At 72.4% G+C, this 21,468-nt stretch carries 20 protein-coding genes; 8 read left to right on the top strand and 12 right to left on the bottom strand.

Going from position 1 to position 21,468, the window contains the following annotated elements; translation table 11 throughout:
• Nucleotides 1-1,258, top strand: a 1,258-nt coding sequence (locus tag D9V37_RS20495; RefSeq protein WP_198412541.1) for a fibronectin type III domain-containing protein, incomplete at its 5' end; no start/stop codon positions are given.
• 62 nt (nucleotides 1,259-1,320) lie between these two features.
• On the top strand, nucleotides 1,321-2,382 hold the full coding sequence (locus tag D9V37_RS13595) for a hypothetical protein (protein ID WP_147455946.1): 1,062 nt from the start codon (nucleotides 1,321-1,323) through the stop codon (nucleotides 2,380-2,382).
• 7 nt (nucleotides 2,383-2,389) lie between these two features.
• Here D9V37_RS13595 and cphA read toward each other — a convergent pair whose 3' ends face one another.
• Nucleotides 2,390-5,170: a cyanophycin synthetase gene (cphA, locus tag D9V37_RS13590; RefSeq protein WP_121806713.1), complete on the bottom strand. Its 2,781-nt coding sequence runs from the start codon at nucleotides 5,168-5,170 to the stop codon at nucleotides 2,390-2,392.
• The gene (locus tag D9V37_RS13585; RefSeq protein ID WP_121806712.1) at nucleotides 5,163-6,098 is read right to left on the bottom strand and encodes a cyanophycinase; all 936 of its coding nucleotides are present in this window, start codon (nucleotides 6,096-6,098) and stop codon (nucleotides 5,163-5,165) included. The genes cphA and D9V37_RS13585 overlap by 8 nt, the downstream gene beginning before the upstream one ends.
• A 34-nt stretch (nucleotides 6,099-6,132) precedes the next feature.
• On the opposite strand from D9V37_RS13585, the gene D9V37_RS13580 reads away from it, so the two are divergent.
• Entirely contained in the window at nucleotides 6,133-6,699 is a 567-nt protein-coding gene (locus D9V37_RS13580) for a SixA phosphatase family protein (RefSeq protein ID WP_232524917.1), read from the top strand.
• Between the two features lie 313 nt (nucleotides 6,700-7,012).
• Here D9V37_RS13580 and serB read toward each other — a convergent pair whose 3' ends face one another.
• Nucleotides 7,013-8,221 carry a phosphoserine phosphatase SerB gene (serB, locus tag D9V37_RS13575; protein WP_198412540.1) on the bottom strand — a complete coding sequence of 403 codons (1,209 nt, stop codon included), beginning with the start codon at nucleotides 8,219-8,221 and terminating at the stop codon, nucleotides 7,013-7,015.
• A 79-nt stretch (nucleotides 8,222-8,300) separates the two neighbouring features.
• Complete coding sequence (locus D9V37_RS20715) at nucleotides 8,301-9,008, bottom strand: hypothetical protein (protein WP_232524916.1); 708 nt, start codon at nucleotides 9,006-9,008, stop codon at nucleotides 8,301-8,303.
• A gap of 30 nt (nucleotides 9,009-9,038) precedes the next feature.
• Here D9V37_RS20715 and D9V37_RS20710 point away from each other — a divergent pair, with 30 nt between their 5' ends.
• The 4 genes from D9V37_RS20710 to D9V37_RS13555 are packed head-to-tail and all read left to right on the top strand — an operon-like array spanning nucleotide 9,039 to nucleotide 12,271.
• Nucleotides 9,039-9,836: an ABC transporter ATP-binding protein gene (locus D9V37_RS20710; protein ID WP_232524924.1), complete on the top strand. Its 798-nt coding sequence runs from the start codon at nucleotides 9,039-9,041 to the stop codon at nucleotides 9,834-9,836.
• A gap of 9 nt (nucleotides 9,837-9,845) precedes the next feature.
• Complete coding sequence (locus tag D9V37_RS13565) at nucleotides 9,846-10,292, top strand: NfeD family protein (protein WP_121806710.1); 447 nt, start codon at nucleotides 9,846-9,848, stop codon at nucleotides 10,290-10,292.
• An 18-nt stretch (nucleotides 10,293-10,310) separates the two neighbouring features.
• Nucleotides 10,311-11,507: an SPFH domain-containing protein gene (locus tag D9V37_RS13560; RefSeq protein WP_121806709.1), complete on the top strand. Its 1,197-nt coding sequence runs from the start codon at nucleotides 10,311-10,313 to the stop codon at nucleotides 11,505-11,507.
• The gene (locus tag D9V37_RS13555) at nucleotides 11,504-12,271 is read left to right on the top strand and encodes a sulfite exporter TauE/SafE family protein (RefSeq protein ID WP_408636204.1); all 768 of its coding nucleotides are present in this window, start codon (nucleotides 11,504-11,506) and stop codon (nucleotides 12,269-12,271) included. Before D9V37_RS13560 ends, D9V37_RS13555 begins: the two co-directional genes overlap by 4 nt.
• A gap of 16 nt (nucleotides 12,272-12,287) precedes the next feature.
• Here the strand turns inward: D9V37_RS13555 and D9V37_RS13550 are convergent, their stop codons facing one another.
• From D9V37_RS13550 to D9V37_RS13515, 8 genes are all read right to left on the bottom strand, one after another.
• Complete coding sequence (locus D9V37_RS13550; protein WP_121806708.1) at nucleotides 12,288-13,031, bottom strand: maleylpyruvate isomerase family mycothiol-dependent enzyme; 744 nt, start codon at nucleotides 13,029-13,031, stop codon at nucleotides 12,288-12,290.
• Nucleotides 13,032-13,042: 11 nt separating this feature from the next.
• A complete protein-coding gene (locus tag D9V37_RS13545) occupies nucleotides 13,043-13,453 on the bottom strand; it encodes a DUF4267 domain-containing protein (RefSeq protein WP_121806707.1) in 411 nt (136 codons plus the stop codon).
• An 83-nt stretch (nucleotides 13,454-13,536) separates the two neighbouring features.
• A complete protein-coding gene (locus tag D9V37_RS13540) occupies nucleotides 13,537-14,478 on the bottom strand; it encodes an alpha/beta hydrolase (protein ID WP_121806706.1) in 942 nt (313 codons plus the stop codon).
• A 24-nt stretch (nucleotides 14,479-14,502) separates the two neighbouring features.
• On the bottom strand, nucleotides 14,503-15,528 hold the full coding sequence (locus D9V37_RS13535) for a tetratricopeptide repeat protein (protein ID WP_121806705.1): 1,026 nt from the start codon (nucleotides 15,526-15,528) through the stop codon (nucleotides 14,503-14,505).
• Entirely contained in the window at nucleotides 15,518-16,531 is a 1,014-nt protein-coding gene (locus D9V37_RS13530) for a tetratricopeptide repeat protein (RefSeq protein ID WP_121806704.1), read from the bottom strand. Before D9V37_RS13530 ends, D9V37_RS13535 begins: the two co-directional genes overlap by 11 nt.
• A 10-nt stretch (nucleotides 16,532-16,541) precedes the next feature.
• Nucleotides 16,542-17,792 (bottom strand): AAA family ATPase, encoded by a 1,251-nt coding sequence (locus D9V37_RS13525; RefSeq protein ID WP_121806703.1) that lies wholly within the window; start codon nucleotides 17,790-17,792, stop codon nucleotides 16,542-16,544.
• 22 nt (nucleotides 17,793-17,814) lie between these two features.
• A complete protein-coding gene (locus D9V37_RS13520; RefSeq protein ID WP_121806702.1) occupies nucleotides 17,815-19,392 on the bottom strand; it encodes a catalase in 1,578 nt (525 codons plus the stop codon).
• Between the two features lie 298 nt (nucleotides 19,393-19,690).
• Nucleotides 19,691-20,218, bottom strand: a complete 528-nt coding sequence (locus D9V37_RS13515; RefSeq protein WP_121806701.1) for a YbhB/YbcL family Raf kinase inhibitor-like protein — start codon at nucleotides 20,216-20,218, stop codon at nucleotides 19,691-19,693.
• A gap of 18 nt (nucleotides 20,219-20,236) precedes the next feature.
• Between D9V37_RS13515 and cobA the strand changes: the two genes are divergently transcribed.
• Nucleotides 20,237-21,460: a uroporphyrinogen-III C-methyltransferase gene (gene cobA, locus D9V37_RS13510; protein WP_121806700.1), complete on the top strand. Its 1,224-nt coding sequence runs from the start codon at nucleotides 20,237-20,239 to the stop codon at nucleotides 21,458-21,460.
• Nucleotides 21,461-21,468: the final 8 nt, after the last annotated feature.

The raw sequence follows: 21,468 nt of genomic DNA, 5'->3' as shown, positions 1-21,468 counted from the left end.
CACCGGCGCTGCCTCGGCGAAGTCGAACTCGGTGACGCCCACCGGCCCGGTGACCACGCCGGGTGCCCCCACCGGCGTCAGCGCCTCCGCCGGCGACGCGCAGGCCAGCGTGAAGTGGACCGCCCCGTCCAGCAACGGAGGGTCGACGATCACCTCCTACACCGTGACCGCCAGCCCCGGCGGCAAGACCGCGACCAGCAAGACCACCTCGGCCACGGTGGCCGGGCTCAGCAACGGCACCGCCTACACCTTCACCGTCACCGCCACTAACTCCGCCGGCACCGGCGCTGCCTCGGCGAAGTCGAACTCGGTGACGCCCAGCTCGGGGCCGCCGCCGGTCACCTCCAAGCCCCAGACCACCAACAGCCACTACATCCGCAACCTGACGGGCAAGTCCTCCGACGAGGACACCGCCACCGCCGAGGGGAAGTACGACGCCGGCAAGGCCTCACCCGACCCGAGCCTCATCCTGCTCTCCTACGGCGACCAGACCGAGTCCCCGGCCGGCGCCACCGAGACCGGCGGCACGGGCCATGCGCCCACCGACGACGAGGTCGTGGCCCACGCCAAGGCCTACATCGACGGCTGGCGCTCCGCCGACACCAGTTCCCAGCTCACCGTGGTCGTCAGCGTCAACAACGACCTCGGCTGGATCGCCGACGACGCCACCGCCGCCGGCAAGGACTGGGCCGACAACGTGGTCGACCCCGTGAAGACCTATGCAGCGAAGTACTCCGGGGTCATCGTCGACGGCGGCATGGACATCGAGGGCTGGGGCGGCGACGGCACCTACGACCAGACCAAGGCCTGGATCCAGTCCTTCCTGGACAACACCAGCGCCGACTTCGTGAACCACGGCGCCGCCTCGGGCTGCCCGGAGACCTACACCAGCGGCCAGAGCGCCGGCTGCAACGACGGCTGGACCCAGGGCGAGTACTACCAGGTGTCGGGCGGGCTGAGCCCCTCGCGGATCTCGGTGCTGCCACAGATCTACAACAACGACATGGACGACCAGTGGGAGGCCATCGACCTCGTCGGCATCACCCAGGGAGGCCAGAAGCTCAACGTCGCCGGCGTCCTGAGCGAGAACCGCGCCAACAGCGAGGACAACGGCAGCAACAGCGACCTCTCACCGAGCGAGGCCTGGAACCACATGTGGGACCAGCTGCAGTCCAGCTCCCAGACCAAGCAGAGCTCACTGCCCTACTCCACCGACCTCTTCGACGACAACCAGACCACCACGCCACCGACCGTCTGAGACGACGCTCGCCGAGCCCTCCCTCCAGACCCGATCACCAGAAAGGCCCCACCATGCCCATGATGTCCCGCCGTTCGCTGTTCACCTCGACCGGAACGATCGGCCTGGCCACCGCGGTCGGGGCGGCGTCCGCGAGCGACCTGCTGCTGCCCCCGGCCGCGCAGGCAGCCGCGGGGTCGAAGCCCTTCGACGTGACCCAGCCGTCCACGAAGCTGTTCGGTCAGACCTCGCTGAGCTACCGGTCGGGCTGGCAGGCCTTCGCCTACAGCTCGATGGACGACGAGTTCTTGTACGTCCAGCCCTGCAACCCCGACGGGATCACCGTCGCCAAGCAGCGCGGCGACCTCCGGCTCTCCTCGATCACCGCGAGCGGCAAGGTGTCGTCGTCGTCCTTCATGCAGCTCAACGGCTTCGGTCACGGCACCACCATGGGCGTCATGCCGAGCGTGGCTCACTCCTACGTGTGGCTGGAGACCGCCGGCCACGTGGAGACCTCCGGAGGCAACGCCGCCGGCCGCCAGATCTGCTGCTTCCGCTGGACCGGCGACGGCAAGTCCTACAGCGTCAGCGATCTCGGCACCTCGAAGATGCCGTACTCGGGCCGGTTCACGCTGCGGCCCGGCTCGACCTACAACTCCGTCTCCTACGACGAGTCCACGGGCCGGCTGCTGCTGCGCTACCGGGCGAGCGACGGGAAGTACTACTACGAGCAGTACGACGCCGACACGGTGCGTGCGAACGGCACGGCGCCGATCGTGGCGGGCACCAAGACCATCCCCGAGTCGGCGGTGATCCCCAGCGTGCCGGGCTCCTACCAGTCGTACACGATGTACGGCGACTACGTGTACGTGCTCAAGGGGAGCAAGGTGCACAACTGCCCCGAGCAGTCGACGTTCGACTCCTCGATCACCTCCTTCCGCCTCGACGGGACGGAGAAGCCGGTCACGCACTCGATGGTGTCCAACGGCAGCGTGCCGGGCCGCGAGGTCGAGGGCATCTGCGTACAGGCCGAGGGCAGCACCAAGCGGCTGGTGTTCGGCATCAAGGCCGACGGCGCGTGCAGCGGCAGCGATGCGAAGTACCAGACGACGGCGGCCTACTACAAGACCGCCTTCGCCACGTAGGCCCGATCTATGCCGGGGGCACGTAGTCGGGGTCGGCGGCGGGGGCGTCGGGGTTGTCCGTCGCTCCCGCCTGCGCCTGCTGCGACCAGTTCTCCAGCTCGGCCATCACGGCCGGGTGCTTGTCGACGCAGACCACGAGCAGGTCGCCGCGGTTGGCGCGCGACATCGCGTGGTGGACCGCACCGATCTCGTCGAGCACGATCTCCAGCTGCTTGCAGCGGGCGGCCCCGGACTCCATCGCGGCGCGGACTCCGTCGGCCACCAGCTCGGCGGTCTCGCCGGGCTCGCGCCGGCGCAGGTTGGCGTCCTCGCGCACCACCACGACGTCGAAGTGCTGGGCCGCCACCTCGCCGAGCTCCCGCATGTCCTCGTCGCGGCGGTCGCCGGCGGTGGCGATGACGCCGATCCGCGAGGGTTTGCCCAGCTCGCTGCCGGAGTCGAGCGACTCGCCCACGCGGTCGACGAAGTCGCCGAGCATTCGCATGCCGGGGGCGTTGTGGCAGTAGTCGACGATGACGTTGACGCCGTTGACCTCGACCTCGTTGAGGCGCCCGGGGGAGAGGTAGTAGTTGGTGGAGAAGGTGCGCAGCCCTTGCCGGATGTCGTGCAGGGGCGCACCGGCGGCGAACGCCGCGGCCGCGGCGGCCAGCGCGTTCTGGACGTTCATGCGGGCGCGGCCGCCGAAGGTGGCCGGCAGCAGGTGGGTCCAGGCCAGCTGCATGTCGCGGCGCCCGTGGCGCACCACGATCATCTCGCCTCGGTCGGTGGGCTCGAGCACCAACGCCTTGCCGCCGCGACGGCAGTGGGCGTCGATCATGTCGCGTACCTCCGAGCCCGGGCCGCCGTCGTCGGGGAGCGCCATCGAGAACCACACGACCTGGCCCGAGCAGCGGCGTCGCATCTCGCGCACCAGCGGGTCGTCGGCGTTCAGCACGGCGTGGCCGTCGCGGGGCACGGCCTCGACCAGCACCGCCTTGACGTCGGCCAGCTGCTCGACGGTATCGATGCCGCGCAGGCCCAGGTGGTCGGGCTGCACGTTGAGCACCACGGCGACGTCGTTGCGCTCGTAGCCCAGGCCCTCGCGCAGGATCCCGCCGCGGGCCACCTCGAACACCGCGAAGTCCACGCGCGGGTTCTGCAGCACCATGCGAGCGCTGCGCGGGCCCGACGCGTCGGCCTTGATGACCAGCCGCTCGTCGATGACGACGCCGTCGGTGGAGGTCATGCCCACCTTGCGACCCATGCCCTTGAAGATGTGGCTGACCATCCGCGAAGTGGTGGTCTTGCCGTTGGTGCCGGTGATGGCCACGATCGGGATCCGGCTGGGCGCGCCGGGCGGGAACAGCATGTCGACCACGGGCTTGGCGATGAACTGCGGCTCGCCGATCGTCGGGTGGGTGTGCATCCGGAAGCCGGGCGCGGCGTTGACCTCGCAGATCGCGCCGCCGGTCTCGCGGACCGGTTGGGTGATGTCGGGGCAGATGAAATCGATGCCGGCGATGTCGAGCCCGACCATGCGGGCCGCCTCCTCGGCGATCTCGACGTTCTCCGGGTGCGCCTCGAAGGTGCGGTCGATGGAGATTCCGCCGGTGGACATGTTGCCGGTGAGCGCCAGCTTGACCATGACGCCCTCGGGCGGCACGTCGGACATCTCGAAGCCCTGCTCGCGGACCAGCTCGACTGCGGCGTCGTCGACCTTGATCCGGGTGAGCACCTTCTCGTGGCCCACACCGCGGCGCGGGTCGGCGTTGGCCAGGTCGACCAGCGCCTCCACGGTGCTGGTGCCGTCGCCGGTGACGCTGGCCGGCACCCGCTCGGCCACCGCCGCGAGGCGCCCGTCGATGATCAGGCAGCGGTAGTCCTTGCCGGTGACGAACGACTCGACGATCACCCAGCCGCGGCGCGACTGGTCCTGCGCCACCGCGAACGACGCGCGCACCTCGTCCTCGTCCTGCAGGTCCAGGCAGACGCCGCGGCCGTGGTTGCCGTCGAGCGGCTTGACGACCACGGGGTAGCCGATGCGGCCCGCGGCGCGCACGGCCTGGTCGACGCTGCGCACGGACTCCTGCTTGGGCACTGGGAGGCCGGCGGCGCCGAGCAGCTTGGTGGTGAGGTCCTTGTCGCTGGCGACGTCGACCGCGATCGCGCTGGTCTCCGAGGTCATCGTGGCGCGGATCCGCTTGGCGTGGACGCCCTGGCCCAGCTGCACCAGCGAGTACTGGTTGAGCCGGATCCACGGGATGTCGCGGCTCACCGCCTCGTCGAGGATCGCCTGCGTGGACGGACCGAACGCCGTCCGCTCGGCGCGCAGGATGAACGACTCGAGCTCGGCGTCGAAGTCGAACTCCGGGTCGTGGCGCACCAGGTCGTTGACCACCCGCACCGCCAGCCTTGCCGCGGCCAGGCCGACCTGCTCGTCGACGTAGCCGAAGACGATGTTGTAGTGACCGGGCTGGCCCTTGACCTGCCGGGTCTTGCCCCGACGGATGTCGTGGCCGACGATCTGCTGCAGCGCGAGCGCCACGTGCTCGGTGACGTGACCCAGCCAGGTGCCCTCGGTCAGCCGCTCGACGAAGCCGCCGCGGCGCCCGCGGGAGCAGGAGTGCTCGCGCAGCCCGGGCAACAGCCGGAGCAGCTCCTCGGTGAAGCCGGGCAGCGTGTTGGTCGGGAACTCCTCGAGGACGCCGAGGTCGACCACGAGATGGATCGACCGGTCGTAGGACCAGACGTTCGCGCCGCGGTAGACGCGGGTCTCGACGATGCTCAGGTCCGGGGTCGGCTCAGTCATGCTCGGCTGCTCCTCTCCGCGCCCTGCGTCGGCGCAGCGTGGTGGGGGAGACGTCGCCCGCGGCGATGTCGCGGGCCAGGCGTCGCAGGTCGCGGTTGGCGGCGCCCAGCTCGGCGGCCTCCCGCGGATCGGTGGTGCCGGCGGCGGGCAGCAGCCGCCGCTCGGCGAGGTCGAAGGTGGAGCCGGCCGGCAGCACGTGCAGCTGCACGCCGCTGGCCAGCAGCGGGGCGTTGCGCCTGGCCTCGTGGGCGTTGGTGACGATCGCGCTGGGGTCGAGGATCGTCACCGCACCGCGACCGGTCACCCGGAGCGTGCCCTCGTGGACCACGGCCGCGGTGTCCTCGTCGACGCCGATCCCGAGCAGGTGCGGGCTCTGCGCGACGATCATCAGCAGCCGGCCGTAACGGTTGCGCTGCTCGAAGTGCTGGTCGACGACGCAGCCCTCCAGCAGCCCGAGCCCGGCGGCTACCTGGGTCATCCGCTGCTTCGGGGTCGACCCGCCGGGCCCGAAGGCGACCATGTGGGAGGACTGGATGCTGGCACCGGCCGAGGTGCCGCCGACCACCGCGCCGCGGCGGTGTGCCCGCCAGATGGCCTCGCCGAACGGCGTCCCGGACACGACGCCGGAGAGCTTGAGCTGGTTGCCACCGGTCATGAAGACGCCGGTGGCGGCGTCGATCTGGGCCACCAGCGCCGGGTCGCCGGCCTGGGCCCGGTCCTCGGGGCGCACCCCGAAGACGTCGAGCGCGCCGAGCTTGGCGAAGACGGCGCCGTAGACCTCGACGATCTCCGGACCCAGCGACGAGGCGGTCGGCACCACGGCGATGCGGGCGTGCTCACCACCGGCCGCCTCGACGAACTCACGCAGCACCGTCGGCCGGCGCAGCTTGTCCTCGGCGCCCCCGATGACGAAGAGCGGGCCTGACATGCGGCCGACCCTATCCGGATGGGAGTGTGGTCAGATGCCCAGCCAGATGTCCAGCCAGATGTCCGGCCAGATGTCCGGCGACGACGTCGGCGCCCGCCGGCCCCGCACCCTCGTCCTCATGCGCCACGCGAAGGCCGAGGCGCTCGCCGCCGAGGACCACGCGCGACCGTTGGCCGAGCGGGGCCACCGCGACGCAGCCGCGGCCGGCGCCTGGCTGGCCGAGCAGGAGGCCGTGCCCACGCACGCCCTGGTCTCCTCGGCCACCCGCACCCGCGAGACCTGGCAGGAGGTGCGCTCGGCCAGCGGCTCCAGCGCCGAGGCCGACCTCGACGACGGCCTCTACTCCGCGGGACCCGACACCGCGCTCGACCTCGTCCGCGCCGCCGAGGCGTCGGCGAGCGTCCTGGCCGTCGTCGGCCACAACCCGACCATGGCCTACCTCGCGCAGGCCCTGGTCGACGTTGCCGCCTCCGACGTCACCGCCTTCGCCTCCCTCGCCCAGGACTTCCCGACCTGCGCCACCGCCGTCTTCGAGGTCGACGGCGACTGGTCCGGGGTGACCGAGGGCTCCGCGCGGTTGGTGGGGTTCTTCCGGCCCTGAGGCGGTGGGGGCCGCGGGGATGGCGGCGGGGGTGGCGGCGGGGGGTTTTGCCGGGTGCCCGGCAAAACCCCGGGAAAACGGCTCCAGAAACGCGCACGATCAAGAGTTCCGTGCAGACACCGTCCGTGATGACCGATCTGCGTACCTGCGCTCGGCCTGGGGCTCCCAGCTGCGGCCCTCGACCCGGCAGCGGCGGGGGTTTTGCCGGGTGCCCGGCAAAACCCCGGGAAAACGGCTCCAGAAACGCGCACGTCCAGGAGTTCCGTGCAGACACCGCCCGGAATAGCCGATCTGCCCGCGCCAGCCCCGGCACCTACACCGGCGGCGACGGCGTGGTGACGCCCGCGTCGGCGTCGGCCTGCTCGATCTCCTCGCGGCTGATGCCCAGCAGGTAGAGGATCGTGTCGAGGTAGGGGACGTTGATCGCCGTGCCCGCGGCCTCGCGGACCACCGGCTTGGCGTTGAAGGCGATGCCCAGGCCGGCCGCGGCCAGCATGTCGAGGTCGTTGGCGCCGTCGCCGATGGCGATGGTGGCGGCCACCGCGATGCCGGCCTCGTCGGCGAAGCGTCGCAGGGCCGCGGCCTTGCCCGGCCGGTCGACGACGGGGCCGCTGACGCGGCCGGTGAGCCGCCCGTCGACGACCTCGAGGCGGTTGGCGGCGGTGAAGTGGATGCCGAGGTCGGCGGCGATGCGGTCGGTGATCTGAGTGAAGCCACCCGAGACCAGGGCGAACCGGTAGCCCAGGCGCCGCAGCGTGCGGACCAGCGTGCGAGCGCCGGGCGCCAGCACGATGTCGCGGTAGACGTCGTCGAAGACGCTCTCGGGCAGTCCGGCCAGCAGGGCGACTCGCTGGTGCAGGCTCTGCTCGAAGTCCAGCTCGCCGGCCATCGCCCGCTCGGTCACCGCGGCCACCTCGGCCTCGCAGCCGGCGTGGGCGGCGAGCATCTCGATGACCTCGCCCTGGATGAACGTGGAGTCGACGTCCATCACCACCAGCCGGACGCCGCGCATCAGCAGGTTGGCGGCCTGGACGGCGACGTCGACGCGCTGCGTGGCGGCCTCGACGGCCAGCAGGGTGCGCAGCCGGTCAGGGTCGGCCCCGGAGACGTGGAGCTCGATGGCGGTGACCGGGTACCTGGCCATCCGCTCGATGCGGTCGATGTTGGCGCCGGTGTCGGCGATGCGGCCAGCGATCGCGGCGACGGCGCGCGAGCGCAGCGGGCTGCCCAGGATCGTCACATGGGTACGCCCGTCGGCCCGGTGCGTGTTGTCGCCGGCCCCGTGCTCGAGCTCCACCTGCATGCCGAGCTCCAGCGCCACCGCGGACAGGTCGGCATGCAGCGCCCTCCAGTCCCGGGGCGCTGAGACCAGGACGCCCAGCACCAGCCGACCCCGGAGCAGGATCTGCTCGACGTCGAGCACCTCGACGCCGTAGCCGGCCAGCGTGTCGAAGACTCGCGAGGTGACACCGGGCCGGTCCTTGCCGGTGATGGTGAGCAGCAGCGTGCGAACACCGTCCACGGGCCGACAGCCTAGGTCCTGTCCTCCCGACCCAGGGGGTGTGGACCTCGACCGCGACTCGCCCGCCCCACCCGATTGGTCACGACAGCAGCGCGACGAGGGCGTGACGCGCCGCCCGGTCCAGCGGCACCAGTGCCTGACGCCGCTGCTCGACCTCGTACGCCGAGACCGCGCCGCCCTCGGACTCCGCGGCCAGGGCGACGATCTCCAGGCACAGGCAGGCACGGTCGACGGCGCCCACCCGGTCGGCGTGCGAACGCGGGAGCCGCGGAGGGCGACGGTGGCGCAGGTTGCCCAGCACGTCGGCGATCTCGGGCTGCCACCGGGCCACCTCGAGCTCGACCAGCCGCGCGGTCGCCTCGCTCAGCGCCAGTCGAAGCGTGGTCGTGGCCTCGCTCGGGTCGAGCGGACGGGGCCGGTGGGCGGGCAGCGCCCGCCAGGTCACGACGTCGCCGGTCCACGCCGGCACCAGGCCGACGCCCGCGCCCACCAGCAGCACCGCCTCACCGGCCTCGATCGCCTCCGCGTTGAGCTCGGCGGGCCCGGCCAGCCCGACGGGATCGCCCGGCACCGGCAGCGCGAGGGCTGCCGAGGTCGCCCCGAGGCGGCGCAGCGCACCGAGCGCCAGGGTCGGCGAGAGGGCTCCGGTGTCGGGCTCGGTGTCGAGCCCGGCCATCAGGTGCAGCTGGTCCTGCGGGAGCGCCTGCTCCAGCTCTTCGGGGCGGGCGTCGCCGGCCAGGCAGGCGCCGAGCCACGCCGCGAGGAGACCGGCCACCGGGAGGGTCACGGCCTGCACGTTAGTTTGGCCCGCGTGAAGGTGCTCGAGCTGGCCGACGTCAGCGTCCGGCGCGGGCAGGCGACCCTGCTCGACCGCGTCACCTGGAGCGTCGACGAGGCCGACCGCTGGATCGTGCTGGGCCCCAACGGCGCCGGGAAGACGACCCTGGTCCAGGTCTGCGGCGCCCAGATCCATCCCTCCGGCGGCGTGGCCGGCATCCTCGGCGAGGTGCTCGGCACCACCGACGTGTTCGAGCTGCGCCCGCGCATCGGGCTGACCAGCGCGGCCGTCGCCGAGCGGATCCCGCGGGAGGAGAAGGTGGGCGACGTCGTCATCTCCGCCTCCTACGCCGTGCTCGGCCGCTGGCGCGAGCACTACGACGAACTCGACCACGAGCGGGCCCACACCCTGCTGGTCGAGGTCGGTGCCGACCACCTGGTCGAGCGCACCTTCGGCACCTTGAGCGAGGGGGAGCGCAAGCGGGTGCAGATCGCCCGTGCCCTGATGACCGACCCCGAGCTGCTGATCATGGACGAGCCCGCCGCCGGGCTCGACCTGGGCGGCCGCGAGGACCTGGTCTCCACGCTGTCGAACCTCGCCCGCGACGACACCTCGCCGGCGACGGTGCTGGTCTCCCACCACGTCGAGGAGATCCCGCCCGGGTTCACCCACGCGCTGATGCTGCGCAACGGGCAGGTCGTGGCCGCCGGCCCGATCCGAGAGGTGATGACCGCCGAGGCGCTCTCGGAGACCTACCAGATGCCGTTGATCCTGCAGATCCATCCCGACGGCCGCTACGCCGCGCGACGAGGGGTGAGACGCCACCAACGCGGGTAGGTTCACAGCATGGACTGGATCCGCGACCACGCCTGGGAGACGTGGCTCGTTGCCGCGGTGCTCCTCGGTGTCGCGGAGATGGTCAGTCTCGACCTGATCTTCGCGATGCTCGCCGTGGGCTGCGTCGTCGGCATGGTGGCGGCCCTCGTCGGCCTGCCAGCCCTGCTGGCGGTGGTGCTCGCCGGTGGCAGTGCCGTCGGGCTGCTGGCTTTCCTGCGACCGAACCTGGTGCGCGCGTTGCACGCCGGGCCCGAGCTGCGCACCGGCCCCGCCGCCCTGATCGGACAGCCGGTCAAGGTGCTCTCGGCGCTGACGTCGGGGGAGTCGGGCCGGGTGAAGATCGGCGGCGACGAGTGGACGGCGAGGTGCTACGACGAGCTCGATGAGATCGAGCCCGGCGAGCGCGCCGAGGTGGTCGAGATCCGGGGAGCGACGGCGTACGTCCGTCGCATGTGAGAGGAAGAGGGGACAACGATGGCGGGACTGATCATCGCGCTCGTGCTCATCATCTTCGTGGTGGTGGTGCTGGCCAAGACCGTGCGGATCGTGCCACAGGCGCGGGCCGGGATCGTCGAGCGGTTCGGGAAGTACCGCACGACCCTGCAACCGGGGCTGAACGTCATCACGCCGTTCGTCGACAAGGTGCGCTACGTCATCGACATGCGCGAGCAGGTGGTCTCCTTCCCGCCGCAGCCGGTCATCACCGAGGACAACCTGGTGGTCTCGATCGACACGGTCATCTACTTCCAGGTGACCGACCCCGTAGCGGCCACCTACGAGATCGCCAACTACATCTCGGCCGTCGAGCAGCTGACGATGACCACGCTGCGCAACATCGTCGGCGGCATGGACCTCGAGCAGACGCTGACCTCGCGTGAGGAGATCAACCGGGGCCTCTCCGGCGTCCTCGACGAGGCCACCGGACGCTGGGGCATCCGCGTCGGACGCGTCGAGATCAAGGGCATCGACCCGCCCCCCTCGATCAAGGACTCGATGGAGAAGCAGATGCGCGCCGATCGCGACAAGCGCGCCGCCATCCTCACCGCCGAGGGGCAGCGGCAGTCGGCCATCCTCACCGCCGAGGGCAACAAGCAGTCGGCGATCCTCAACGCGGAAGGCGACCGCGAGGCGCTGATCCTGCGGGCCCAGGCCGAGCGGGAGTCCGCGATCCTCAAGGCCCAGGGCGAGGGGCAGGCCATCCAGACCGTCTTCCAGGCCATCCACGACGGACAGCCCGACCAGGGGCTGCTCGCCTACCAGTACCTGCAGATGATGCCGAAGATCGCCGAGGGCGACGCCAACAAGGTGTGGGTGATCCCCAGCGAGATCACCAAGGCGCTCGAGGGGCTGGGCTCCTCGGTGCACGAGATCGCCGGCATCCCGCTCAAGACCGGGGGTGTCAAGCACCGGGTCGACATGGGAGCCACCACGCCCGAGGTCGCCGGCGCTGCCTCCGACAGCGCCGCCGCCGAGGCCAACAAGGCGGTGCAGGAGGCGATCGCCGCCGCCGACAGCGCGGCGGGCACGCCGCCGCCCACACCGCCGCCCACACCGACGACCGCCCCGCCGGCCACACCGTCGACCACACCGTCGACCACGGCGCCCGCGTCGTCGGCCGACGCGGTGCCTCCCGCCGACCCGACGGCACCCCCGGAGCCGCCGACCACGTGATCGACTCCGTCTGGGAGGCGGTGGCCGTCCTGCTCGCAGGGGTCGCCGCCGGGACGATCAACGCCGTCGTCGGGTCCGGCACCCTGGTCACCTTCCCGACGCTGCTGGCCTGCGGCCTGCCACCGGTGCTGGCCAACGTCTCCAACAACATCGGGCTGGTGCCGGGCTCGCTCTCGGCCGCAGTCGGCTACCGGCGCGAGCTGGCCGGCCAGCGCCAGCGGGTGCTGCGGCTGGGCAGCGCCTCGCTGCTCGGCGCCGCGGTGGGGGCCGTGCTGCTGCTGGTGCTGCCCAGCTCGGCCTTCGACGACGTCGTCCCCGCGCTCATCGCGCTCGGCGTGCTGCTGGTGGTGTTCGGGCCGCTGCTGCAGCGCCGTGTCGCCGCCCGCGCCGCCGCGCGGGGCGGGCGAGGAGAGCACGGCGTCTGGTGGGTCTGGCCCGCGGTGCTCGGCACCGGGGTCTACGGCGGCTACTTCGGCGCGGCCCAGGGCGTGCTGCTGCTGGCGATCCTCGGCATCGGCGTCGACGACGACCTGCAGCGGCTGAACGGCGCCAAGAACGTGCTGGCCTTCGTCGCCAACGGCGTCGCGGCGGTGGTCTTCCTCTTCGCCGCGCACGTGGACTGGGTGGTCGTCGCGCTCATCGCGGCGGGCTCGGTCATCGGCGGTCAGCTCGGCTCGGTGATCGGGAAGCGGCTGCCGCCGCTGGTGTTCCGCACTGTCATCGTGGTCGTCGGCGTCGTCGCGATCGTCGCCCTGCTGGTGTGAGCGGGCGGCCCGAGGGTCAGTCGGTGCTGCTCATCCGGCGGAACCGGTTGACCAGGTTGCCCTTGGCCGTCGGCAGGTCGAGCCGCTCGTAGACCCACAGGAGCAGGTCGCTGACGCTCGCCTCGACCGTCGGGTCGCCCGGCTCGGAGGTCCACAGCAGGGCGGCCTCGGGACCGTCCTGGCTGACGGTCCACCACTCGTCGGTGTCGCTCGCGTGCAGCACCAGCGGCTCGCCGAGCTGGGTGTGGTCGCGGGTGTGGATCCGCACGGCGTCGTCGGCGTCGGCGAGCGAGGTGGTGAGGAACTCCGAGATCGAGTCGGAGGCGATGTCGGGCGCGAACGCGAACGGCTCGCCGATCTCGTTCGCGGCGTCCCAGTGGTGCACCGCCGCCTCCTGCACCTGGTGCCGGGTCACGAAGGCCACGTCCTGCTGGGGCGGGAACCAGGTCCAGCACCGGGCCTGCTGGTCGCAGTGGCGCAGCGTCTCCACGATGGCGTCGGCGCCGGCCAAGAAGGTGTCGAGCAGCTCGTCGTCGGGCGCTCGGGGTGGGCGCCGCGCGTCCTCGGGCGGCCCGTCGAGCAGCTCGCCGGTGATGGTGCGCCAGAACCAGTGCACCTCGGTGACGTGCCAGACCAGGTCGGCGACGTTCCAGTCGGGTGCGTGCTGGACGCGCTTGCGCAGGGCGCCGTCGGCTGCGGCGGCCAGGCCGCGGCTGTGGTGGGTGATGGACTCGAGGCAGCGTGCGGTGGAGAGGGTCATCGGCGGCGAGGCTAGTGGCGGCTCTCCTGCGAGCTCGACTCCTTTTCGCGCCGGCGGGTGCGCCGCAGCGAACCGACGCCGGCCAGCACGCCGCCGACGGCCGGCCCGGTGAGGACGGCGCCGGTCGTGGTGTCGAGGGAGCCGTCCTTGGCGCCCATCAGGGCGGCGTAGCCGTCGGCGACGTCGATCCCGATGCCGGCGACCACCAGCCGGCGCCGGGTCTTGCCGGTGGCCAGCAGCGTGATGACCCCCAGGGCGATCTCGCGGGAGCCGAAGAGTCGCGTCATGTACGTCAGCTGCGCGCTCGCGCCGGGCGCGAGGCGGAAGCGGCGCGCCGCCTCCTCGGGGCGGGTCAGCGCGAGCACGCCGACGCCGATGCGTCCCAGGGAGAGTCCGACGACGGGATCGAGGCTGACGCGCATGCGGGCACGGTAGTGGGTGGGCTGGGCGCCTACGTCTCCGGACCTGCCCGGAGCTACCCCAGAGGGCGCGGTGGATCGCGCGATCAGCCGAGGTAGGCCCCGACCCACCGGCCGAGCTCGTCGAACGCGGCGTCGCGGGCGGGCTGGCGGGAGAGGTACACGTCGTGCATGGCGCCCTCGGTCTGGGCGATGGTCACGTGACGTCCCAGGCTGGGGGCCCACCGCCTGATCTGGTCGACGTCGAGCACGACGTCGGTGGAGGAGACGACGTCCATCGGCGCCTTCTCGGTGGTGCTGCGGGTGCTGCTCTGCACCAGCACCGGCACGCCGACGTCGAGGCCCCTGTGCAACCGGGCATGCGCGCGGCGGATCGCGCGCAGCCAGCCGGTGCGCACCTCGAAGCTGGCCAACGGCTTCCAGCGCAGGTCGAAGTCCCACTCCCCGTCGTGGTCGCGGTGCAGGCTGCGGGCGTAGTCGCCGGTCACCTCCCGGGAGACGACCCGCATCGGACGCCGGGCGCCGACGACGTCGATCACCGTGGTCCCCACCGTGCGCAGCAGCGGCCCGGCGTTCATCTCCAGCCACGGCGAGTTCAGCACCAGCCCGACGACGCCAGCGGGGCGCACCCGGTCCAGCCACAGGCTGAGCACAAGCCCACCGGTCGAGTGACCGGTCAGCACCACGCGCTCCTGCTCGGCGGCCACCAGGCGGTAGGCGGCGTCGAGGTCCTCGTCGTAGGTGGCCAGGTCCGCGACGTAGGTCGGGGTCTGGTGGGGCAGCCAGGACCGGCCGTACTTGCGCAGGTCGACGGCGTGGAAGTCCCAGCCCCGCTCGACCCACCAGTCGGCCAGGTGGGTCTGGAAGAAGTAGTCGGCGAAGCCGTGCACGTGCAGCACGGCGCCCTTCGCGGTGCCCGGCGCGCGACGCGAGACCAGCGTGGCGACCACCTCGCCCTCCTCGTCGGCCGCGAGCGGGATCGTGCGCGCGACGTACGGCGCGCCCAGGACGTCGGTGGTCTCCTCCACGCAGCGAACGCTATCCAGCGCCGGCTACCGCCGCGGCCGCAGGACCAGTGCCCACGCGAACAGGGCGAGGTTGAGCCAGATGAGCGGGGTGACGGCGAGGGTGGCCACCCGGGCGACCGACGGCACCGGCACGGTGAGCAGCACCAGAGCGCACACCAGTAGCGCGGCGGTGTGGAGCGTTGTGGCGACCAGGTGCGTGCGGCTGCGCCAGGCGGCGAGGAGGAAGTGCCGCGGACCGACGGGCAGCTGCCGCCAGGTGTGGGCGGCGTACCAGGTGCCGACGGCGAGGGCCACGACGGCGACCAGGGGCGCCGCCGGCCACCAGTCGCTGCGCGGTTCGGCGCTCAGCCCGATCCCCAGGAGCACCAGCACCACCCCAGACCAGTAGTAGCGGCGGACGAAGCGATACGTGAGCGCCACCAGGTTGCGCTGCGCGGTCTCGTAGGACGGGTCGTGCTCGAGCACGCTCAGGTATCCGCGGACGAGGCTGTTCAGGCGCACCGTGCGACCGCGCGCCACCTGCAGATTGTTCCCCGCGCCGGAGTGAGCAGGGTCGAGCGCCAGCGCCCGGCGGTACGCCGCTCGCCGCGTGGTGCCGCGCCGGGCGGTGAAGCCGGTCGCGAAGTGGGCGTCGGCGTCGTGCGGGGCGAGCTGCACGGCTCGGGCCGCGGCCGCGCGGGCCTCGCGTCGGTGGCCCCGCAGTGGCTGGGCGGTGAGCGCGAGCTGCACGTGGTTCGCCGCGTCGAGCGGCTCGAGCCGGACCGCCGAGGCCGCGGCGCGGTGGGCCTCGGTGCGCTGGTGGAGCCGCTGGAGCGCTACCGAGGCCAGCCGGTGCCCCTCGCCGTCACCGGGCTCGGCCGCCACGAGCCGGTTGGCGGCCTTCAGCGCCTCGTCGGTCTGGTTCAGGTTGAGCTGGCAGTGCGCTAGCAGCCGCAGCGCGGTGGGGTCCTCCGGCTCGCTCGCCAGCAGCTGCGCGGCCACGCGCCGGGCCTCGGCGTACCGGCCCAGCTCGTAGAGGTGGATCCCGTGCCAGACCTCCTCAGTCGGCACTGCCGGCCCGCACGACGCTCCAGACCAGCAGCACCACGTTGAGCAGCCCGAGCGGTCGCAGCACGCGCAACCCGAACCAGTGCCCGTAGGGCACCAGCCCGACCCACAGCGTCGCGAGGAGGGTCAGGACCGCGACCAGGGCCAGGGCGATCACGAACGGCGTGCGGGTGAGCTGGGCGCGCGCCAGCACCAGCACGCCCACGGGCAGCCGGCGGGCCAGCAGCACGGCACCGAGCACCACGCCGGCCAGGCAGGCCGCCAGCACCGCCACCCGGGCCGGTGCACCGGCGGCGGCCGAGACGGCGGTGGTGACCAGCAGCGCCGCGACCACCGACAGGTGGACCCGGACCATCGCGGCCACCGCCACCCGTTCCAGGTTGGCCCGCGCGGCGCCCTGACCGGGGTCGTCGCCCAGCACGCCGGCCAGGGCGTGCGCACGGCGGGAGAGGTCGACGCCCAGCCGGCCCGCCACCGCCAGGTTGTGGCGGGCCGCGACGTGGCCCGGATCCAGGGCGATGGTGCGCCGGTAGGCGGTGTCGGAGAGCTCGTGCAGCGCCAGGTGAGAGGCGACGTAGCCCACCGCGAAGTGGGCGTCAGGCTCGGTCGGCGAGATCGAGGCGGCCCGTTCGGCCGCCGCCAACGCCGCTCGCCGGTGCTCGGGCAGCTGTGCGGCGCACAGCGCGAACTGCGCGTGGGTGGCCCAGTTGTCGGGGTCCACGCTGATCGCCTCGGCTGCCGCGCTCATCGCCTCGGGGTGGCGACGCAGCCCGCTGAGCGCCTGTGCTCGCAGCCGGTGGCCCCACTCGACGTCGGGACGTCGTGCCACGGTCTCGTCGGCGGCGGCCAGCGCCTCGGTGTGCTGGTCCAGGCCCAGGTGGGCCACGGCGCGCAGGGCGTGGGCGTCGACGTCGTCGGGGTCCGCGGCGAGCACCGGGCGCAGCAGGTCCAATGCCTCGGCGTGCCGGCCCAGGTCGAGCAGGTGGCGGGCGCGCTCGGCGGTCACGACGGCGCCGTCACAGGCGGCGGGTCTTGCGCAGGTAGGCCAGGAGCTCGTCGTAGCTGCCGCCCTCGTTGGCGAACAGCGCGACGTTCTTGGCCGTCTCGAACCACGGTCCGATCGAGGGGCGCACCTCGGCGAGCGCCCGTTCCACGTCGGCCTGCGCGATCAGCCGCAGCTCGCCGGACTCGGCGGCGTCCAGCAGCGCGAGCTCCGCGGCGGAGTCCACGACGTGCGCGATGTCGGCACCGGTGTAGCCGTCGCTGGCCTTGACCAGCCGGCGCACGTCGATGCCTTGGATCGGGCGCCCGCGCAGGTGGTGGGTCCAGATCGCCTCGCGCGCCTCGGCGTCGGGCGGCAGCACCAGCAGCGTGCGGTCCAGGCGGCCCGGACGCCGCAGGGCGGGGTCGACGTCCCACGGGTGGTTGGTGGCGGCCAGCACGAAGACGCCCTCGTTGTCGTCGCCGACGCTGTCGAGCTCGAGCAGCAGCTGGTTAACGGCGTTGCGGATGCCGTCGGAGCTGGTGCGGCTGCGCTTATGGCCGATCGCGTCGACCTCGTCGAGGAAGAGCAGTACCGGTGCGTTGGTGCGGGCGGTCTCGAAGATCTCGTGGACGTTCTTCTCGCTCTGGCCGATGTACATGTCGAGCACGTCGGCCAGCGAGACCGTCATGAAGCCCGCGCCGAGCTCGCCGGCCAGGGCCCGGGCCACGAACGTCTTGCCGCATCCGGGCGGTCCGTACAGCAGGAGGCCGCCGCGCAGGCTCTTGGCGTACGTCCGGCGCAGCTCCGGGTTGCGCATCGGGGCCAGGAAGGCGGCGTTGAGTCGCCGCTTGACCTCCCGCATGCCGCCGACGTCGGCGAGCGTGAGGTGCTCGCGGTCGACGTCGAAGGCCGGCGTGGCGTTCTCGCCCTGGCCGTCGACGAACATCGCCGGCACCACGTCGCCCAGGTCGGTCTCGGCGGCCGACCAGTCGAAGCCCTCGCGCTGCCGCTGGCGCGCGGGGGGCGCGGGGGGCGCGGGGGGCACGGGGGGCACGGGGGGCTCGGCGCCGGCAGCCGCCGGCGGGGTGCCGAGCGCCTGGGCCATCAGCTCGCGCGCGGCCGGGTCGTCGGGACGCTGCTGCAGGGCGGTGGCCACGTGGGGCACGGCATCGCCGCCGCGCCCTGCGTCGACCAGCAGCCGGGCCAGGTGCAGTCGCAGCTCGACGTTGTCGGGTTGCGCGGCCACAGCCGTCTCGAGGCCCTGGATCAGCGGGTCGTCCATTGATCCAGGGTCTCAGACGCACTCAGGAGGCGTGGGTGAACGACTCCTCGACCACGCCACGCCGCTCGGTGGGGCCAGGAGCGGGCGCCTTGTCGTCCTGACCCGCCCGTACGGCCTCCTCGATGCGCTTGCCGGTGTCGGGGTCGACGCTCTTCCAGTACTCGAAGGCCCGCTCCAGCACGTCGCCCTCGACACCGCCGAGCAGGTGACCGGCGACGTTGCCGACGAAGCGCTCGCGCTGGGCGTCGTCCCACACCTCGCGCACCAGGGCGCCGGCCTGGCTGAAGTCGTCGTCGGCCTCGCGCAGGGTGTAGGCCTGCCGCACCATGGCGCCGTCGGTCTCCCAGCTCTCTTCGACCTCGCCCACCTCGTCGGCGTAGCCACGGCCGGCGGAGTTGGGCGCGTACACCGGGGCGTCGCCGCGGTGCTCGAAGGCCATCGGACCGTCCTGGGTGTAGGTGTTGACGTCCACCCGCGGCCGGTTGACCGGCAGCTGCAGGTAGTTCGGGCCGATCCGGTAGCGGTGGGTGTCGGCGTAGGAGAACGCCCGGCCCAGCAGCATCTTGTCGGGGCTGAACCCGATGCCCGGCACCAGCGCGCTCGGCTCGAACGCCGCCTGCTCGATCTCGGCGAAGAAGTTCTCCGGGTTGCGGTTCAAGGTCATGGTGCCGACCTTGATCAGCGGGTAGTCGCTGTGCGGCCAGACCTTGGTGAGGTCGAACGGGTTGATCCGGTAGGTCTTCGCGTCCTCGTACGGCATCGCCTGGATGCTCAGCGTCCAGGTCGGGAAGTCGCCGGCCCCGATCGCCTCGGACAGGTCGCGGCGGTGAAAGTCGGAGTCCTCGCCGGCGATCTCGTTGGCCGCCTCCTGCGTCAGGTTGCGCACGCCCTGGTCGGAGTGGAAGTGGTACTTCACCCAGTGCTTCTCACCGGCGGCGTTGATCCACAGGTAGGTGTGGGAGCCGTAGCCGTTCATCTCCCGCCACGACGCGGGCACGCCGCGGTCGCCCATCAGGTAGGTCACCTGGTGCGCCGACTCCGGGTTGAGCGTCCAGAAGTCCCACTGCATGTGGTTGTCGCGCAGGCCCGAGCCGCCACGCCGCTTCTGGGAGCGGATGAAGTGCGGGAACTTCATCGTGTCGCGGATGAAGAAGACCGGGGTGTTGTTGCCGACGAGGTCGTAGTTGCCCTCGCTGGTGTAGAACTTCAGCGCGAACCCGCGCGGGTCGCGCCAGGTGTCGGGGGAGCCCTGCTCGCCCGCGACCGTCGAGAACCGGGCCAGCATGTCGGTGGTGACGCCGGGCTGGAACAGCGCGGCCTTGGTGTACGCCGAGACGTCCTCGGTGGTCTCGAAGGTGCCGAAGGCACCACTGCCCTTGGCGTGGACGTTGCGCTCGGGGACGCGCTCGCGGTTGAAGTGCGCCATCTGGTTCACGAAGTGGACGTCGTGGAGCAGGATCGGCCCGTCCGGGCCGATCGTGAGGCTGTTGCGGTCGCTGGGGGCGGGGGCGCCGGTGTCGGTGGTCGAGCCCAGGTGGGCCTCCTGCGAAGGGGCGGTGGCGACGGCGGAGCCGTCGCTGGGCTGCGGAAGATCTGGCATGGGTTGCTCCAAGTCGTCGGGTGCTCTCGGGCGTCACTGTCGACGTACCCACCGACAGAGGGCGCATGCTGATGACGGCGGACTTTCTCTTGACTCGTTCCAGATAGTGGGCGACGTCCTCGATCACGGGCCTGAGCGACCTCGACGGCCTGGCTGCTGGCGGCAGCGGCCGTCGCCGCCCGGGCCCTGTTCGTGGGCCTGCTTCAGCACCCCTCCGCCACCTGCGGGGCGGCGCGCCACCGCGTCTCAGCCGTCGCCCCGAGCCGGCCCCCCTCGCCGTGGTCGGGGCAGCGCTTCCTCAGTGCTGGTAGGTGCCCGAGACAATGGCGCGCCCGGCCGTCTTGAACGCCAGGTTGAAGCTCACCACCGCGGCCGAGGCGTCGGAGTCGACGCCGAGGGTGTCCTCGGTGACCGCGTGGACCACGAAGTAGTAGCGGTGCACCTGGTCGCCGGGCGGGGGAGCGGCGCCGGCGAAGTCCTTGGTGCTCATGTCGTTGCGGCACATGAACGCGTTGCCCGGCAGGTCGCCCTCGCCCGAGCCCGCGCCCGCGGGCAGCGAGGTGCAGTCGGCAGGGAGGTCGACGAGCACCCAGTGCCAGAAGCCGGACGGCGTCGGCGCGTCCGGGTCGTAGCAGGTCACCACGTAGCTCTTGGTGCCCTCCGGCGCCCCCGACCACGACAGCTGGGGCGAGGTGTTGCCGCCGTCGGCGACCTGCGCGTCGGCCAGCGGCTGGCCCTGCGCGACGTCTTCGCTGGTGACGGTGAAGGTCGGCACCTGCGGCAGCAGGTCGTACGGATCCGGGGCGACGGGACGCTCGAGACTCATGTTGGGGAGACTAGTCGCGTGAGCTCGGACTACGTCACCTACCCGGTCGGGCTGAGACTGGCCGGACGCCGCGTGGTGGTGGTCGGCGGCGGGCACGTCGCGCAGCGCCGCATCCCCGCCCTGCTGGCCGTCGGCGCCGAGGTGGTGCTGGTCTCCCCGGAGGTCACCGCGGCCGTCGAGGGGCTCCAGCACGAGCTGACCTGGCACCGCCGCCGCTACGCCGAGGGCGACCTCGACGGCGCCTGGTACGCACTGGCCCTGACCGACGACGCCGCCGTCAACGCCCGCGTGATGAGCGAGGCCGAGAGCCGGCAGCTGTTCTGCTCGCGCGCCGACGACGCCACCTTGGCCACCGCCTTCACCCCGGCGGTCGGCCGGCACGAGGAGATCACGGTCGCCGTGCTCGGCACCACGATGTCGGCCCGCGACCCGCACCGCTCGGCCCACGTGCGCGACCTGGTGCTCAGCGCACTGCAGGACGGCACGATCGGCGACGAGTACCTCACGACCACCCCCGGTGTCGTCCTGGTCGGCGGCGGCCCCGGCGACCCCGACCTGATCACGGTGGCCGGGCGACGCGCGCTGATGCAGGCCGACGTGGTGGTGGCCGACCGGCTCGCCCCGCGCGAGCTGCTCGGCGACCTCGCCCCCGGCGTCGAGCTCATCGACGTCACGAAGCTGCCGCGCGGACGCTCGACCTCCCAGGACGAGATCAACCGCGTCATCGTCGAGCGGGCGCTGGCGGGCCGGCGCGTCGTGCGGTTCAAGGGCGGCGACAGCTTCGTGTTCGGCCGAGGCTACGAGGAGGTCATCGCCTGCCGCGAGGCCGGTGTGCCGGTCACCGTCATCCCCGGCTTGACCAGCCCGGTCTCGGTGCCCGAGGTGGCCGGCATCCCGGTCACCCACCGCGGCGTGACGCACGAGTTCACCGTCATCTCCGGGCACATCCCGCCCGGCCACCCCGACTCGCTGGTCGACTGGGACGCGGTGGGACGGCTGCGAGGAACGGTCGTGCTGATGATGGCCGTCGAGAACGCTCCGGCCATCGCCGAGGCGATCCTCGCGGCCGGGCGCGACCCGGCGACGCCGGTCGCCGTTGTCTGCGAGGGCACGATGCCGGGGGAGCGGACGGTGCTGACCACCCTGGGCGACCTGGCCCGCGACGTGGCCGACGTGCGCCCGCCGGCCATCGTCGTCATCGGTGAGGTGGTGGCCGTCGCCCACCCGCAGCGCTACGCGTGACACCTGGG

The sequence above is a fragment of the Nocardioides mangrovicus genome (assembly GCF_003674065.1).
GTDB lineage: Bacteria > Actinomycetota > Actinomycetes > Propionibacteriales > Nocardioidaceae > Marmoricola > Marmoricola mangrovicus.
The sequence above is the reverse complement of the archived record's forward strand: the minus strand, read 5'-3'. Positions and strand labels throughout refer to the sequence as shown.

What these genes read in the sequence shown, in the direction of transcription:
- D9V37_RS13545 (WP_121806707.1), bottom strand. Translation starts at nt 13,453, where the DNA reads ATGCGCGTCAGCCTCGATCCCGTCGTCGGACTCTCCCTGGGACGCATC.
- D9V37_RS13515 (WP_121806701.1), bottom strand. Translation starts at nt 20,218, where the DNA reads ATGAGTCTCGAGCGTCCCGTCGCCCCGGATCCGTACGACCTGCTGCCG.
- D9V37_RS13595 (WP_147455946.1), top strand. Translation starts at nt 1,321, where the DNA reads ATGTCCCGCCGTTCGCTGTTCACCTCGACCGGAACGATCGGCCTGGCC.
- cphA (WP_121806713.1), bottom strand. Translation starts at nt 5,170, where the DNA reads ATGACTGAGCCGACCCCGGACCTGAGCATCGTCGAGACCCGCGTCTAC.
- D9V37_RS13580 (WP_232524917.1), top strand. Translation starts at nt 6,133, where the DNA reads ATGCCCAGCCAGATGTCCAGCCAGATGTCCGGCCAGATGTCCGGCGAC.
- D9V37_RS13525 (WP_121806703.1), bottom strand. Translation starts at nt 17,792, where the DNA reads ATGGACGACCCGCTGATCCAGGGCCTCGAGACGGCTGTGGCCGCGCAA.
- D9V37_RS13585 (WP_121806712.1), bottom strand. Translation starts at nt 6,098, where the DNA reads ATGTCAGGCCCGCTCTTCGTCATCGGGGGCGCCGAGGACAAGCTGCGC.
- D9V37_RS13550 (WP_121806708.1), bottom strand. Translation starts at nt 13,031, where the DNA reads ATGACCCTCTCCACCGCACGCTGCCTCGAGTCCATCACCCACCACAGC.
- D9V37_RS13520 (WP_121806702.1), bottom strand. Translation starts at nt 19,392, where the DNA reads ATGCCAGATCTTCCGCAGCCCAGCGACGGCTCCGCCGTCGCCACCGCC.
- D9V37_RS13565 (WP_121806710.1), top strand. Translation starts at nt 9,846, where the DNA reads ATGGACTGGATCCGCGACCACGCCTGGGAGACGTGGCTCGTTGCCGCG.
- D9V37_RS13560 (WP_121806709.1), top strand. Translation starts at nt 10,311, where the DNA reads ATGGCGGGACTGATCATCGCGCTCGTGCTCATCATCTTCGTGGTGGTG.